The 16,086-nt window shown below is 61.7% G+C and carries 13 protein-coding genes; 12 read left to right on the top strand and 1 reads right to left on the bottom strand.

Annotated elements, in window-relative coordinates:
* Positions 1–9 precede the first annotated feature (9 nt).
* From AAAX77_RS05540 to AAAX77_RS05490, 11 genes are all read left to right on the top strand, one after another.
* Entirely contained in the window at positions 10–915 is a 906-nt protein-coding gene (locus AAAX77_RS05540; protein WP_349105187.1) for an adenine glycosylase, read from the top strand.
* 114 nt (positions 916–1,029) lie between these two features.
* Complete coding sequence (gene rbr, locus AAAX77_RS05535) at positions 1,030–1,569, top strand: rubrerythrin (protein WP_006235152.1); 540 nt, start codon at positions 1,030–1,032, stop codon at positions 1,567–1,569.
* A 279-nt stretch (positions 1,570–1,848) separates the two neighbouring features.
* Positions 1,849–2,481 carry a hypothetical protein gene (locus AAAX77_RS05530; RefSeq protein ID WP_349105186.1) on the top strand — a complete coding sequence of 211 codons (633 nt, stop codon included), beginning with the start codon at positions 1,849–1,851 and terminating at the stop codon, positions 2,479–2,481.
* 435 nt (positions 2,482–2,916) lie between these two features.
* Positions 2,917–3,339, top strand: coding sequence for a hypothetical protein (locus AAAX77_RS05525; RefSeq protein ID WP_316365753.1), 423 nt, complete (start codon positions 2,917–2,919; stop codon positions 3,337–3,339).
* 123 nt (positions 3,340–3,462) lie between these two features.
* Complete coding sequence (gene rmuC, locus AAAX77_RS05520; protein ID WP_349105184.1) at positions 3,463–4,818, top strand: DNA recombination protein RmuC; 1,356 nt, start codon at positions 3,463–3,465, stop codon at positions 4,816–4,818.
* 127 nt (positions 4,819–4,945) lie between these two features.
* The gene (locus tag AAAX77_RS05515; RefSeq protein ID WP_349105181.1) at positions 4,946–6,748 is read left to right on the top strand and encodes an ABC transporter ATP-binding protein; all 1,803 of its coding nucleotides are present in this window, start codon (positions 4,946–4,948) and stop codon (positions 6,746–6,748) included.
* A gap of 63 nt (positions 6,749–6,811) precedes the next feature.
* Positions 6,812–7,477 carry an endonuclease III gene (nth, locus tag AAAX77_RS05510; protein WP_349105179.1) on the top strand — a complete coding sequence of 222 codons (666 nt, stop codon included), beginning with the start codon at positions 6,812–6,814 and terminating at the stop codon, positions 7,475–7,477.
* 157 nt (positions 7,478–7,634) lie between these two features.
* Positions 7,635–11,267 carry a transcription-repair coupling factor gene (gene mfd, locus AAAX77_RS05505; protein ID WP_349105176.1) on the top strand — a complete coding sequence of 1,211 codons (3,633 nt, stop codon included), beginning with the start codon at positions 7,635–7,637 and terminating at the stop codon, positions 11,265–11,267.
* A 211-nt stretch (positions 11,268–11,478) separates the two neighbouring features.
* Positions 11,479–12,342: a phosphatase PAP2 family protein gene (locus tag AAAX77_RS05500; RefSeq protein WP_349105174.1), complete on the top strand. Its 864-nt coding sequence runs from the start codon at positions 11,479–11,481 to the stop codon at positions 12,340–12,342.
* Between the two features lie 45 nt (positions 12,343–12,387).
* Positions 12,388–13,413, top strand: coding sequence for an aminotransferase class V-fold PLP-dependent enzyme (locus AAAX77_RS05495; RefSeq protein WP_118387429.1), 1,026 nt, complete (start codon positions 12,388–12,390; stop codon positions 13,411–13,413).
* Positions 13,414–13,490: 77 nt separating this feature from the next.
* Positions 13,491–14,081 (top strand): GNAT family N-acetyltransferase, encoded by a 591-nt coding sequence (locus AAAX77_RS05490; RefSeq protein ID WP_117765558.1) that lies wholly within the window; start codon positions 13,491–13,493, stop codon positions 14,079–14,081.
* Between the two features lie 21 nt (positions 14,082–14,102).
* On the opposite strand, the gene AAAX77_RS05485 is transcribed toward AAAX77_RS05490, so the two are convergent.
* Positions 14,103–14,825: a GntR family transcriptional regulator gene (locus AAAX77_RS05485; protein ID WP_195247000.1), complete on the bottom strand. Its 723-nt coding sequence runs from the start codon at positions 14,823–14,825 to the stop codon at positions 14,103–14,105.
* A gap of 205 nt (positions 14,826–15,030) precedes the next feature.
* Here AAAX77_RS05485 and AAAX77_RS05480 point away from each other — a divergent pair, with 205 nt between their 5' ends.
* Complete coding sequence (locus AAAX77_RS05480; RefSeq protein ID WP_349105171.1) at positions 15,031–16,023, top strand: SIS domain-containing protein; 993 nt, start codon at positions 15,031–15,033, stop codon at positions 16,021–16,023.
* The last annotated feature ends 63 nt before the right edge of the window (positions 16,024–16,086 follow it).

Raw genomic sequence — 16,086 nt, 5'->3', positions numbered from 1 at the left:
AGCATAGCCATGATTCAGGACCCCTTTCGTTCGATGATTCGTTCGGAAGGGGTCCTGCGTTATCGCGACCTTCCGTGGCGCCGCACACGCGATCCGTACATCATTTGGCTTTCTGAGGTCATGCTGCAGCAAACACAGGTGCCGCGTGTGGAGGCGCGCATGCCGGTGTGGCTCGATCGTTTTCCGACTGTGCAGGCGCTTGCCCAGGCCGCGCCTTCCGATGTTTTGGACGCTTGGCAGGGCATGGGCTACAACCGACGCGCTCTGGCGCTTCACGGGGCCGCTCAGCGCGTTGTAGAGGACTGGGACGGGGAGTTTCCGCGTGAGACGCGTGACTTGGTCGCTCTGCCTGGTATTGGCCCGGCAACGGCGCAGGGTATCCGTTCGTTTGCGTTTGATCTTCCGGGCGTGTATTTGGAGACCAATGTGCGCACGGTCTTTTTGCATCATTTCTTTCCCGATGTGCCGGCCGTTCCCGATCGCGAACTGGTGCCGCTGATCCAAGCTGCCTGTCCGGCGGTCCCCGGTGCGGCGGCGGACGAGATCGCGCCCTTTGCCGCGCCTCAAGACGATGCCGACACGCCGCGCGCGTGGTATTACGCATTGCTGGATTACGGCGCGTATCTTAAAAAGACACTGCCCAATCCGTCCAGGCGGTCGGCGGGCTATAGTCGTCAGTCCAAGTTTGAGGGCTCGCGCCGCCAAAAGCGCGCGCATATCGTGCGTATGTTGTTGGCAGCGCGCGATGGGCAGCCGGCGGGGATTACGCTTGCTGATGCCGTGGTGGGCGTTAACGAGATGGAAGCGGCAGCCGGTCGCGGGCCGGTCGAGTGCGACTTGATCGCGGGCATTCTAGCTGACCTGGAGCGCGAGGGCTTTTGCCGAGCCGAGGACGATCGTTGGTTGAGTGTGTAGCCCGCTCAAATCTGAAGAACGGGATTGTAAGGTTTAAATTCGCGGCTTGAGGGCATCCTAAAGACAAGGTCGCTCAAAGCCTATGGGCGGCACGTGTTGAAGGGAAGTACACCTATGGATTTTGAGAATTCCCAAACCAAGAAGAACCTCGAGACCGCTTTTGCCGGTGAGTCCCAGGCACACACCAAGTATCGCTACTACGCATCTAAGGCCAAGAAGGATGGCTACGTTCAGATTTCGAATATCTTTGCCGAGACGGCGGGCAACGAGTCCGAGCACGCCAAGCTGTGGTTTAAGTATCTGCACGACGGCGCCGTTCCGGGCACTCTGGACAACCTGCGCGACGCCGCCGCGGGCGAGAACTACGAGTGGACCACGATGTACGACGAGTTCGCCAAGACCGCCGAGGAGGAGGGCTTTGCCGAGATCGCCGAGAAGTTCCGTGGTGTCGCCGCCGTCGAGAAGGCCCACGAGGAGCGCTACAACAAACTCGTCGAGCGCATCGAGTCGGGCGAGGTGTTTGAGCGTGAGGGCGTGAAGGTATGGAAGTGCCTGAACTGCGGGCACCTGCACGTTGGTGCCGAGGCGCCTGAGGTGTGCCCGGTGTGTAACCACCCCAAGGCGTACTTTGAGGAGCAGGTGGTGAACTACTAGCGCGTGGCGCTGACTGCTGCGGAGCGCAGGGCGGGGAAATACCTTTCCCTCTCGCTCACGGCTCCGCAGGGTCGCGCGAGGCAAAGGTATTTCCCCGCCCTGCGCTCCGGCGTTGGGTCGTCGCGTGCTCGTTACTGAAAAGCTGATAAGAAGTTTGTGTGCCGCCCCGATAGGGGCGGCACGTTTTTGTATGGGGGCTGGTTGGGATGGCACCGTTCATGGGTGGGGTACACTGGGTAGCGACTTTTAGTTTATCTACTACCTGATGGGGTGTTTTTTATGGGTAAGAAGTCTCGGGCTCGGGTTGCTGCGGCGGGAACTCGCAAGGATCCTGGTCGTCGGGTTGCCGAGGGTAAAAAGGCCGATCGTGCTGAGAAGGACAAGAAAGTCGGCGCGCATGCTCATCCTGAGTGGGCGCCCCATTTGAATTCGGCTAGTGAGGATTTGACTGCCAAGTTGTTTACTCTGGTCGAGGTAATTTTGGGCGTGGTGCCCCTTGTGGTTATCGGTTTATTCTTGGCTTCGAAGGGCGCCACGAGTGTCGATAAACTCACCGAGGTCTTTTCGCAGGAGCCCTCGATGGTGGTCACGTTTATTTCTGCGTGCTTGCAGCCGTTTGTGGCGTACATGCTGTATATGGTCTATCGCAAATACTGCGAGGGTGATGCGGGCTTTGCCGCCGGCAACCTGATCGGCCTCTTGTGCTCCGAGATTTTGCTGCTCAATATTCCCGGCGTCATCGGCATGGGCATCTTGCTGTGGCGTGTCTGGCGCAACGTTGCCCCGCACTTCGAGAGCTGGTTGTTTGAACGCCGTGCAATGGGCGTGCTGGCAGACATCGCGGGCTCGCTCGTGATTCTAGCCTTGGCGTTTATGTGCGCCACCGCCGCCCGAGGTCTCGCGGGCATGTAAGCTGCCTTTACCGACTGCGGAGCACTGGGCGGGGAGACACCTTTCCCTCTCGCTCACGGCTTCGCAGAGTCGCACGAGGCAAAGGTTTCCCCGCCCTGCGCTCCGGCGTTGAGTCGTCGCATGCTCGTTACAGAAAAGCTGATAATAAGTTTGTGTGCCGCTCCTTTGGGGCGGCACTTTTTGTGTGGGGTCCCGGTCTCCACAATTTCCGTCAAGCTTTTGGTTAGATTTTGGTCAGTTGGCGTAAGGGTGGAAGGCCAAAAGATTGCTGGCGAAAAAAGCTCAGAGAAAGTGCTGGTAGGGGAGTTGTTGAGCTTTTCGACAGCTTTTGAGCAAAAGAAACTTTGTGGCTATTGCCGGCGATTGCGTTGTCGCGGTCATGGCGGTGCGGGATGCTGGGCGTAAGCGTCGAATGCTCCGATTTTGGAGGCCAGCATGGATTTGTTTCTTGAGACTCCGCAGCAACAAGCTGAGCGCATGTTGCGCCAGCAGCAACGACTTATGGAGATGCAAATGCAAGGGGTAGCCGCCCAGCCCCCTGCGCAAAACGTTACGCCCGCGGTTTCGCCTGCGGGCGGATTGGCGCCAGAGAACTATTCCGTACAACAAGATTCATATGCGCAGGAGCTTGCGTTCGACAAACGCCGCACGCGTCGCCGCCGCGTGGGCCAGCGCCTGCGCACATTGGCGATGATCGTGCTCATTCCGCTAGGACTTGCGGCGATTTTCTTGGTCTCGTATGCGCTCACCTGCATCCTCAACGGCGCTTCGCCCGGCGAAGTGCTCCAACATCTGTCAGCCCTCGGCCAGCGCCTAGGCGATGTCATAACAACCATTCGCGCCAGCTGGGAGAGCTAGCGCTTTAATGCCTGTGCGCCAAAATCCATTTGTCCGATTGCCGTGGGGCGCTCTGCGTGTATGGCGGGGTAAGATTGATCTCGGTATTGATTGGTGCTCGATTGGGTTTGTTGGGCGGAGTTTATGTCTGCTATTGATATTGTGCTTGTTGTGATCGCTTTGGTGGCGGTGGGGGCTGCTGTGGCTTGCGCCCTCCAGCTCAAGAGCCTGCGTGCCGAGTTGCGGGAGCGTGGCGACAGTAGCGCGGAAACGCTGGCAGCACTCGAGCGGGCCAACAACGCGCTCGATGCCCTGAACGCCGCGCTGGCCGAAACCCGCCGCACGGCCAATGCCATCGCGCAGCAGCAGACGACCGATGCGGCCGTGGAGCAGCAACGTTACCTGGCCATCGCACGCGAGTTCTCGCAAGCTGGTGACCGGATGGATGACCTGCGCCGCGAGACGGCCCAACAGCTCGGCGCCAATCGCGAGGGCATCGAGCAACGCCTGGACAAGGTGCGCGAGACGGTTGATGCTCAGCTGGGCGCCATCCGCAAAGACAACAACGTGCAGCTCGATCAGATGCGCGCGACGGTGGACGAGAAGCTCTCTCGCACGCTCAACGACCGATTGTCGGCATCGTTTAAGCAGGTGAGCGACCAGCTCGAGGCCGTGTACAAGGGCCTGGGCGATATGCAATCTATCGCCACCGGCGTGGGTGATCTTAAGCGCGTGCTGGGCAACGTGAAGGCGCGCGGTATTTTGGGCGAGGTGCAGCTGGGTGCAATTCTGGCGGACATCCTTATGCCCGACCAGTATCTGGAAAACGTCGCCACCAGGCCCGGCGCCTCGGAGCGTGTTGAGTTTGCCGTCAAGCTGCCGGTGGACGAGGACGACCCCGTGCTGCTGCCGATTGACTCCAAGTTTCCGGGCGACGCGTACGAGCACCTGCTCGACGCGCAGGAGTCGGGTGACGCGGAGGCCGTTGCCGCAGCGCGCAAGACGCTCGATATGATGGTGAAGCGCGAGGCTAAAGACATCTGCGAAAAGTACCTGAGTGTGCCGGCAACGACCAACTTTGGCATCATGTTCGTGCCGTTTGAGGGACTGTACGCCGAAGTCGTCAGCCGCCCCGGGCTTATCGAGACCCTGGGCCGCGACTATCACGTCAACGTAGCCGGTCCCAGCACCATGGCCGCCATTCTCAATAGCCTGCAGATGAGCTACCAGACGTTTAGGCTGCAAAAACGTACCGACGACGTACTGCGCGTGCTCTCCGCCGTCAAGGCCGAGCTGCCGCGCTATCAGGCGGCGCTGCGCCGCGCCCAGCAGCAGATCGAGACCGCGGGCAAAACGGTCGAGGGCATCATTACCACGCGCACCAACGTTATGGAGCGCAAGCTCAAGGACATCGACGCACTGGAAGACGCCGATCAAGCCGATGAGATCTTGGGACTCACGCCCGCGGGCCTTCCCACAGACCAAGAAGACGAGGACTAATTGCAACAAGACGGTGGGGCGCCGGCGTAAACACGGGCGCCCCACCGCTTTTCGCATCGCGCATGCCTGAAGCGCGCTTCGGTGTGCAACAATGGCGTTTCGCCCTATCAGACGCGAAAGGAAGTCCATGTCTCAGAGAAGCACCAGCCCGCTCAGCCGCTCCACCGTGCGCCGCACGCTGCAGCGGTTTTGGGGTGTCACGCGCACGCAGCCGCTGATTGTCTTTCTCTCGGTGTTCTCGTCGGCGGGCTACATCTTTTTGCTGACGTTTGCCAATACCTATGTGATGGCCCTCATTGTCGACCGCGTTCAAGCCGGTCCCGTGGCGGGTGACCAGGTGTTTGAGGTCTTTGGCCACTATATCCTGGCGCTCGTACTCGTTAACCTGGTGGGTCAGATCCTCTCCAAGCTGCAGGACTACACCGTCTACAAGCTCGAGATTGCAGGCAACTATCACCTGGCGCGTCTATGCTTCGACACGCTCTCCAATCAATCCATGACATTCCATACCAGCCGCTTTGGCGGATCGCTTGTGAGCCAGACGAGCCGTTTTATGAGCGGCTATACGGGGCTGGTCGACGTGACGGTGTATTCGCTCATCCCCACCATCACCTCGGTCATCTGCACCGTGGCCGCACTCGCCCCGGTGGTGCCGACGTTTACCGTGATCCTGGTGTGCATCATGGTCGTCTACATTGCGTTTGTCTGGCTTATGTACAAGCGCATCATGCCGCTTTCGGCCGCGACGTCCGCCGCGCAGAACAAGCTCTCGGGCGTGCTCTCCGACGCGGTCACGAACATCTTGGCCGTCAAGACCTGCGGGCGCGAGGACTTTGAACGCGATCTGTTCGACGCCGCCGATCGTGCCGCGCGCGACGCCGAGACGGTCTCGATGCACGCCATGATGCAGCGCAACTTTACGACCTCGGGCCTTATCGTCATCACCATGGCCGTGGTGAGTGTGTTCGTGGCGGGCGGCAACGCGTGGTTTGGCATTTCGGCCGGCTCGCTCGTCATGATCTTTACCTACACCTATAACCTCACCATGCGCCTGAACTACGTAAGCTCCATGATGCAGCGCATTAACCGCGCGCTGGGCGATGCGGCCGAGATGACGCGCGTGCTGGACGAGCCACGTTTGGTGGCAGATGACCCGGACGCCCTTGAGCTCAAAGTGACCGAGGGCGCGATTGATTTTGAGCACCTGAGCTTTGCGTACCGTGACGCTGCGGCGGGCGAGAGCGTGTTCGATGACCTGACACTTCATGTGGCGGCGGGCCAGCGCGTGGGCCTGGTGGGCAAATCGGGCTCGGGTAAGACGACGCTCACCAAGCTGCTGCTGCGCCTAGACGATGTTCAGGGCGGCCGCGTGCTCGTGGATGGTCAGGACGTCTCGCGCTGCACGCAGCAGAGCCTGCGCCGCCAGGTTGCCTACGTGCCGCAGGAGGCGCTGCTGTTCCACCGCTCCATTCGCGAAAACATTGCCTACGGTCGTCCCGACGCCACTGATGAGCAGATTCGCGAGGCCGCGCGCCTGGCCAACGCCCTGGAGTTTATCGACCGCTTGCCTCGTGGCTTTGACACCATGGTGGGCGAGCGCGGCGTCAAGCTCTCGGGCGGCCAGCGTCAGCGCGTGGCCATCGCCCGTGCCATCCTAACCGACGCGCCGATTCTGGTGCTCGACGAGGCGACCTCTGCCCTCGACAGCGAGTCCGAGGCGCTGGTGCAGGAGGCGCTCGAAAACCTGATGCGTGGACGTACCTCCATTGTGGTGGCGCACCGCCTGTCTACCGTGGCGACGCTCGACCGCATTGTGGTGCTGGCCGATGGCGAGATTGTCGAGGACGGCACGCATGCGCGGCTCGTCGAGGCGGGTGGCGAGTACGCGAGCCTGTGGAGCCGTCAGACCGGCGCATTCTTGGAGGCGTAAGCGACTCGGACGTGGGACAATTGTGCCCATAAGTTTATTGTGCCGTTGAGCCGAGGAGTCGTTATGTCACGCGAAACCAATGCCGCCAAGCGCGAGCGCGCCGTTGAGGTGTGTGAGCGTCTCAACCGTCGCTATGGCCCGGTCGAGTGCTTTTTGGACCACGAGAATCCCTTCCGCCTGCTGATCGCGGTGCTGCTCTCGGCGCAAACGACCGATGCACAGGTCAACAAGGTGACGCCGCGGCTGTTTGCCCAGTGGCCCACGCCCGAGGCCATGGCGGGGGCGAGCGTGGCCGATGTGGCCGATACCATTAAGTCGCTCGGCTTTTATAAGAGCAAGGCCAAGCACGCCGTGGAGGCCGCGCAGATGATCGTTGCCGATTACGGCGGCGAGGTGCCGGCCGACATGAAGGAACTCGTGAAGCTGCCGGGTGTGGGGCGCAAAACGGCGAACATCGTGCTCAACGTGGGGTATGGCATCGTGGAGGGCATTGCGGTGGACACGCACGTCAACCGCATTGCGCACCGCCTGATGCTGAGTCCCAAGACACATGCCAAGGAGCCGCTCAAGACCGAGCAGGATCTGCTCAAGATTTTGCCGCACGAGTATTGGGAGTCGGTCAACCATCAGTGGATCACCTTCGGTCGCGAGATCTGCGACGCCCGCAAACCCAAGTGTGACGAGTGTCCGCTGGCAGATTTGTGCCCCAGCGTGCGCGTAGCGGGGTAGGGCGGAACGCATCTTCGTCTGGCGTTTTTTGCGGGGCTGGGTTTGCTCTTGAGCCGGAGTCCTCTCCATGCGCTACCATGACAGGCAATGTATTTGACGTACGACCCGCCGAGCTTGCCCCGGCGGGCTTTTGGCGTTGCGATGCCGGAGGAACAGCATGCTCATTCACCGTATAGCCGCGCAGCTTTACACTGCCGAGGCGCTGCAGACCATCGAGGCCGGACTCGATGCCGGCGAGGACGTGACGCTGGCCGTGTCGCAGTCGGGTCGCACGCTTATGGCGGCCGCCCAGTTTGCGCGCCGTCCGCGCCCGACGGTCTACATTGTGAGCGGCGAGGATGCGGCCGATCGCGCCGCGCGCAGCCTTGCCGCCTACGTGGGTCTGGCACACGTGTGCCGTTTTCCCGAGCGCAAGGACTATCCGTGGCGCGAGCAGGCGCCCGACGATGCTGTGGTTGCCCAGCGCTGCGAGGCCCTGGGACGCATCGTTCGCGGTGACAACTGCATCATGGTCGCCTCGGCCCGCGCGTTGCTGCGTTGCGTGCCGCCAGTCGAGAGCCGCTACTGGGAGTCCACGACCTTCGCGGTGGGCGAGGAGATTCCTTTTGACGAGGTGCCGCAGCGCCTGGTGGGCATGGGCTACACCAATGCCGGCGCCGCCGACGCGCCTGGTCTGTTCCGCGTGCACGGCGACACCGTCGAGGTGTTCCCCGCGCAGGAAAAAGCGCCCGTGCGCATCGAGTTCTTCGGCGACGAGATCGATCGCATCCGTCGCATGGTGAGCTCAACGGGGCAGACCATCGGCAACGAGGACAGCATCGAGATCTTCCCCTGCCGTGAGCTGGCGCTTACCGACGAGGCCGTCCACAACATGCATGTGGCGCTTTATCGCGCCAGCCAGGACGACAGCAAACTGGCAGCGCTGCTCGAGATGGTGGATGCGCGTATCGTCACGCCCGAGCTCGACCGCTTTTTGCCGGTGATGTACGGCCAGACCGTGAGCCCGCTGGCGCACGTGAGCGGCAAGGCGCTCGTGGTGCTGTCCGAGCCGCGCTCGCTGTTCGACGATTGCCTGCGTGCCTACGAGGATATCGAGGCCCGTGCCGGCGAGGCGGGGGTCGACCGACTGGATGGCCTGTATGTACGTGCCCAGCAGCTCGATTTTGGTGCTCAGCAGCGCCTGAACTACGTAAGCCTCATCCGTGCCGGCGGTGCGGTTACGGCCGAGCTCAAGATTGAGCAGCCGGCCATCGCGGGTTCGGACAATCGCTTTATGACGCGCATTCAGGAAGTCGTGGGCAAGCGTTACGCCTGCGTGTTTGCCATTCCCGACCGCGGTGCGCGCGAGTCGATGGAGCTCACCTTTGGCGACGAGGGCATTACCTTTGAGGAATCGCTGACCGCGGCGCCCGAAAACGCCGGCGTCATTGGCGAGCGCGTGCGCGTGGCGGCGGCAGATTCTGCCGACCGTGCTGCCCGTCAGGATGCCCATGCTGCAATTCGCGAGCGCAAGGCCGATGCGCTCAACGCCCGCTCGCTCGAGGCAGGTGCCGCCCAGGCAGCCGCCGGCGCCGCCGTGCCTACTATCTCGCGCGGACGCGTGACCTTTGTCGATGCCGCTCTGCCGCAGGGCGTGGTGGTGCCCGATGCCAACCTGGCCGTGTTCTCGATTGCCGACCTCAACGCCCGCATGGACGCCAACCGCGCGCGCAGCCGCCGCAAGGTGGACATTACGCAGATCACATTCCCGTTTAAGCCGGGCGACTACGTGGTGCACGCCACTCACGGCATCGCACTCTTTAGCGAGATCGCGCGCCAAGAAGTGGGCGGCAAGGAGCGCGACTACTTTTTGCTGGAATATGCCGACGGCGACAAGCTCTACGTGCCGCTCGAGCAGGTCGACCGCATCACGCGATACGTCGGTCCCGACGGTGACAAGCCGCGCCTGACCAGGCTCAATACCGCCGACTGGACGCGTGCCACCAACAAGGCACGCAAGAACGCCAAAAAGCTGGCGTTTGACCTGGTCGATCTGTATACGCGCCGCTCGTCGATTACCGGTATCGCCTGCCCGCCCGACACGCCCGAGCAGATCGAGATGGAGCAGAGCTTCCCTTACGACGAGACGCGCGACCAGCTGGAGGCCATCGCCGACATTAAGGCCGACATGGAGGCGCCCAAGCCCATGGACCGCCTGCTGTGCGGCGACGTGGGCTTTGGCAAGACCGAGGTCGCTCTGCGCGCGGCGTTTAAGTGCGTTGACTCCGGCCGCCAGGTCATGGTGCTCTGCCCCACGACCATTCTGGCCCAGCAGCACTACGAGACGTTCTTTGAGCGCTTTGCTCCGTTTGGCCTTGAGGTCGAGGTGCTCAGCCGCTTCCGCACGCCGGCGCAGCAAAAGCGCGCACTCAAGGCGTTCGCCGAGGGCACGATTGACGTGCTTATCGGCACGCACCGCCTGCTTTCGGCCGATGTGAACCCCAAGAACCTGGGCCTGGTGATCATTGACGAGGAACAACGCTTTGGCGTGCAGCACAAGGAGCAGCTCAAGAACCTGCGCGAGCAGATTGACGTGCTCACGCTTTCGGCCACGCCTATCCCGCGTACCATGCAGATGGCTACGAGCGGCGTGCGCGATATGAGCCTGATCACCACGCCGCCGACCGGGCGTCGTCCCGTGATCGTGCACGTGGGGGAGTACGACCCCGATGTGGTGAGCGCGGCGATTCGCCTGGAGGTGGGCCGCGGCGGCCAGGTGTACTACGTGTCCAACCGCGTTAAGACCATCGATGACGCCGTGGCGCGCGTGCATGAGGCCGCGCCCGAGGCGCGCGTGGGCGTGGCACACGGCAAGATGAGCCCGCGCGAGGTCGAGGACGTGATGATTGAGTTCGCGACCAAAAAGATCGATGTGCTCATCGCCACGACCATCGTGGAGAGCGGCATCGACAACGCAACGGCCAACACGCTGATCATCGAGGACTCGCAGCGCCTTGGCCTGGCGCAGCTCTACCAGCTCAAGGGCCGTGTGGGCCGCTCTGCTACGCAGGCCTACGCGTACTTTATGTTCCCCGGCGAGCTGCCGCTCACCGAGGAGGCAACGGCGCGCCTGACCGCACTTTCCGAGTTCCAGGACCTGGGCAGCGGCATGCGCATCGCCATGCGCGACCTAGAGATCCGTGGCGCCGGTTCGCTTATGGGAGCCGAGCAGCACGGCAACCTGTCGAGCGTGGGCTTTGATCTGTTTACGCAGATGCTGGGCCAGGCCGTGGCTGAGGCGCGCGGCGATGACGACGCCGGCGTGGAGGCGGCGAGCGTGGGTATTAACCTGCCGGCCGACTACTTCTTGTCCGAGGAGTACCTGCCGGCGGTGGACCAGCGCGTGCTCGTGTACCGTAAGCTCGCAGCGGCCGAGGACCTGGAGAGCATTGACGAGGTGCAGGAAGAGACCGAGGCCGCGCATGGTGAGCTGCCGTTGGCGGGACTCAACCTGTTCAATCGCGCGCGCATCCGCATTCGCGGCGAGCGCCTGGGGCTCGAGAGCGTCACGCTCAGCGGCGGTCGCATCACGTTTTTGGGCGTCGACGTGCCCAAGAAGGTGGCCTTTGAGCTTAAGACCCGCTATGGCGCGGTGAACTTCCCCAAGAGCCGCAAGTTGTCGGTGCCCTACAAGGCGGGCGCCGGCGCGGGCAGCGGCCTGGGTCGCGGTCTCGACGCCAACGACGGCACCGGCCCGGTGGCGGCGGCGCTCATGCTGCTGCAGCAGTTGGGTGCCAGCGACGACGACTAACGGGTCGACGCTGCAAACGCCCCATTTGGGCAATCTGACCCTCACTCGTCGGTCGCGTACGCAAGTACGCTTCCCTCCTCCTTCGGGCCACCTTGCCACAAATGGAACGTTTTCGCTCACTTATGCTCAACCTGTAAGGGTATTTATGGGACAAAGCTATCTTTGCCCCACCACGTTGCGGGTCGACCCTTCGCCCCATCGAAAGGAAAGCATGTTCGGATACATCTATAAGAAAGATGTCGCCATTATCGCGGTTGTCCTGTGCCTTAGTCTGGGCGTGGGCAGTTTCTTCGATTATCAGATCTCGAGCGCGCTGTTCAACATCGGCAGCATGTACGGTCGCTTTATCGAGGCGGCCGGCGAGCTACCGTTCGAACTGACGGCGAGCATCGCGGGCGTTATGCTCGTGCGCGCGGTGCGTCCCGATTCCAGAGGGAGCAAATGGCTCGCCGTGCTCGGCATCCTTGTCAACGTTGGCCTGGCCGGCTACGAGATTATCGGATCGCTGCGTGTCGGCGGCAAGCTCATCGCGGTTCAGTTGGTGCTGACGTTTGTGCTGGTCATCGTCGCCAACCTTATCGTCTATCGCCTCACGCGCACGACCGAGCCCGACGAGCTCACACGCTGGGCGTTGATGGTGCTGGCCGTGTGGATCGCCCAGGCCATCATCCTCAACGCGATCGTCAAGCCGTTGTGGTCGCGCCCGCGCATGCGCGTGATCGAGGTCACGCCGGGGCTCAATTTTCAGCCGTGGTGGGTAATCGGCAATCCCGACAAGTGGGCCTATATCGCGGCCGGCGTGATCAAGGACGGGTTCAAGTCGTTTGCGAGCGGACACACGGCGCACGCGGCTATTGGCCTTATGCTCGCCGGGCTTCCCACGGTGGCCTTTAAGGAAAAGCCGTCGCGCCGTCGCGTGGTCTTTTGGACGGCGGCTGTGGTCGCGGCGCTCGTCGCCTTTGGCCGCATCGTGATCGGTGCGCACTTTTTGAGTGACGTGAGCTGCGGTTTTGCCCTGGTGCTGGCGCTTGAATGCCTTGCCGCGCGCATTGCCTATCCCAACGGCGTACAATAGCCCCGTTTGAATCATCTGGCCGATACCCGGTAAGAGAGGATTGCCATGCTCGCGTTCAACAACGATTATTCCCACGGCGCACACCCGGCGGTGTTGCAGGCGCTTGTCGACACCAATATGGAGCCGCAGCCCGGCTATGGTACCGATGCGCACACCGAGCGTGCCAAGCAGCTCATCCGCGAGGCCTGTCAGGCCCCCGATGCCGACGTGTTTTTTCTGGTGGGCGGCACGCAGGCCAACGCGACGGTGATCGACATGCTGCTTGCGCCCTACGAGGGCGTCGTTGCCGCCGAGACCGGCCATGTCGCCTGTCACGAGGCGGGCGCCATCGAGTTTGGCGGCCACAAGGTGCTCACCATCCCCGGCTACGAGGGCAAGATGCACGCCGAGGACCTCGAGAACTATATCCAGGTGTTCTACGAAAACGAGAGCTACGAGCACACGGTGTTCCCGGGCGCCGTGTACGTGAGTCTATCGACCGAGTACGGCACGCTGTACTCCAAGGCCGAGCTCGCGGCGATTCACGCGGTGTGCCAGAAGCGCGAGATTCCGCTGTTTGTGGACGGTGCTCGCCTGGCCTATGCGCTGGCGGCCGATGAGTGCGACATTACCCTGCCCGAGCTGGCGCAGCTGTGTGACGTGTTCTACATCGGCGGCACCAAGTGCGGTGCGCTCTGCGGCGAGGCTGTGGTGTTCTGCGGCATGCACGCCCCGGCGCATCCCATTCCGCGTATTAAGCAGCACGGCGCGCTGTTGGCCAAGGGCCGCCTGACGGGCGTGCAGTTTGAGGCGCTCTTTACTGACGGCCTGTATTTTGAGATTGGCCGTCAGGCGATCGAAACCGCTCAGGCGCTTCGTCGCGTGCTGCACGAGCGCGGCTACCAGTTCTTCTTGGAGACGCCCACAAACCAGCAGTTCGTGATTCTGCCCAACGAGGACATGGCCCGCATTCGCGAGCATGCGGCGATCGAGTACTGGGAAAAGTACGACGATACCCACACGGTGGTGCGCTTTTGCACCAGCTGGGCCACGACGCAGGAGGACATCGACGCGCTGGCGGCTGTCCTGTAAGTTGACATGATGACGGGGGCCGCCTTGCGCTTGGGTTTGGCGCAAGGCGGCCTTTGTTTTTGAGGGAGAAGGGTTGTATGACCGAGATGTCCGAGCCGACGATTCGTCTGGCGACGCCCGATGATGCGCCGGCGTTGCTTGCCATCTATGAGCCGTATGTGCGCCAGACGGCGATTACCTGCGAATACGAGGTGCCGAGCGTTGAGGAGTTCGCCGGGCGCATCGAGCGTACACTCAAGCGCTATCCGTATCTGGTGATGGAGCTGGACGGGCGTCCGGTAGGCTATGCCTATGTGAGCCCGCTCAACAGCCGCGAGGCATACGACTGGTCGGTCGAGACGTCGATCTACCTGGCGCGCGACGTGCGCCACGGCGGGCTGGGTCGCAAGCTGCACGACGCGCTCAAGCAATGCCTGGTCGCGATGGGCATCACCAACATGTGCGCCCTCATCGCCGTGCCGCACGACAAGGACGACGAGTACCTGACGCACAACAGCCAGGATTTCCATGCCCATATGGGATATCGCCTGGTGGGTGCCTTTGACCGCTGCGCCCAAAAGTTCGGCCGTTGGTACGACATGTGCTGGATGGAGCTGGTCCTGGCCGAGCGCACACCCAACCAACCCAAACCAACCTGGTTCCCCGACCTCCCCAAACCTACCATTTAGGGACAGGTTTATTTTGGCAGGTTAGCCGATGGGCTCGGTGTATTTGGCGCGGTCGGTGCGTTGGATGCGCTTGGAGACGTGGAGCGGGCGGCCGTCGGTGTCGTAGACGTAGTCGGTGATCAGGATCAGCGCCTGCCCACGCTCGACGTTGAGCAAAAACGCCTCGTTTTGCGAGGCATAGCACACCTCAAAGGTCTTATGTCCCTGTGCCGGTGCGCGATGGAATTCTTGGCGCAGCGTGGCGTAGAGCGAACCGTTGATATCGCGATCGATGAGCGTCTCGAAGCTTGGCGGCAGGTAGGTGGTCTCCAGGCACAGCGGCACGTCGTCCAGGTAGCGCAGGCGGACAAGTTTGACGAGCTTGCTGCCCACGGCGGCGTCAAAGAACTTAGCTATGCTGCCGGCCGCCTTGGCAAAGCCCGAGTCCACGGTGCGCGTGGTGGGCTTCATGCCCTGACCTTCGACCTGCTTGGTATAGCTCGAAAACACCAGGTTGTTCTCGTGGAGCGCGGGCGTGTCGGCCACAAAGGCGCCACGCCCGCGCTCGGTGCGCACCAGGCCCTCATCAACGAGAACCTTAAGGGCGTGGCGCACGGTGCTGCGCGACAGCCCCGATTCGTCCATGAGCTCCATCTCGGACGGCAGCTTGTCTCCGCGTGCGTAGATGCCGGCGGCGATGCGGTCGCGAAGCGTACCCGCCAAACGCTCGTATTGGCTCAGTTTCTTTTTAGATGAAGCGTTCATGCGATCAGCCTATATCTAACTTGTATGCTTATCTAAGCAAGCATGTATTCAACACAACAATAAAACAGCTGGTATCGAGCTACCGAAAACCTTACCAGCAAAATTTCTAAGATAAATATAGCATACAACTAGTCGACATAACCAAAACATGTATGTAACTTGTATGCCATCGAGAGCATCAAACGAGAAGAAAGGCTGATGCACGATGACTACTCAGGAACAGGTTAAGGATGTCGTCTCCCAGGTTTTGGCTGACAAGGCAGACAAGGGCGGCATCAAGCGCGTCGTGTGGATTGGCGCTGGCGGATCCAACGGCGGCAACTATCCTGCCCAGTACTTTATGGAGCACGAGGCCACGCAGGTCGTGAGCTCCAGCTACACCAGCAACGAGTTCGTGCACGCAACCCCTGCCTACGTTAACGAGAACACCATGGCCGTCGTCGTGTCCATGCGCGGCACCAAGGAGACTATCGTCGCCGCCCAGGTCGCCAAGGACCACGGCGCCAGCACCATCGCCATCTATGTTGACGAGTCCGGCCTCACCGAGGTCTGCGACTACAAGATCCAGTATGACAGCCTGGCCGTCGACGAGTCCTGCATGGGCCGTACCAACTCCGCCGTCGTGACCATGATCGCCATGGAGCTCACGCAGCAGACCGAGGGCTATGCCGAGTACGAGACCGCTATGGCCGCTTTCGACTTGATCGACCCCATCTATCGCAAGGCCGTCGAGTACACTCGTCCGCTTGCTGCCAAGTGGGCCGAGCAGAACGCCGACAAGCCCTGCATCAACGTGATGGCTCAGGGCCCGCTCTTTGGTGCCGCCTACGTCTTTAGCATCTGCAACGTGCAGGAGATGCTGCAGATCGACTCCTGCACCATCAACACCTGCGACTTCTTCCACGGTCCCTTCGAGATCCTGGACAAGCGCACCTCGCTGTTCCAGCTCATCAGCGTCGGCCGCAGTCGCTGCAACGACGAGCGCGGCATCCGTTTCGTCAACCAGTACGGTGGCGAGCGCGTCTATCAGCTCGACGCCAAGGAGCTTGGCCTCAACGACATCAAGGACAGCGTGAGCGAGTACTTCAACCACTTGATCTTTGCGCCGATCCTCAACAACGTGTATATGCGCGCGCTCTCTGCCGTCACCCACAAGGACTACATGACGCGCCGCTACATGTGGAAGCTGGATTATTAGTTACGGCGTTTTACCAAACGCCGTAACGGCTCGACGCTGCAAACCCACCTGAGCGGCAATCTG

The sequence above is a fragment of the Collinsella sp. CLA-ER-H6 genome, assembly GCF_040092305.1.
Taxonomy (GTDB): Bacteria; Actinomycetota; Coriobacteriia; order Coriobacteriales; family Coriobacteriaceae; genus Collinsella.
Note: the sequence above shows the minus strand (reverse complement) of the source record. Positions and strands in the feature narration are given on the sequence as shown.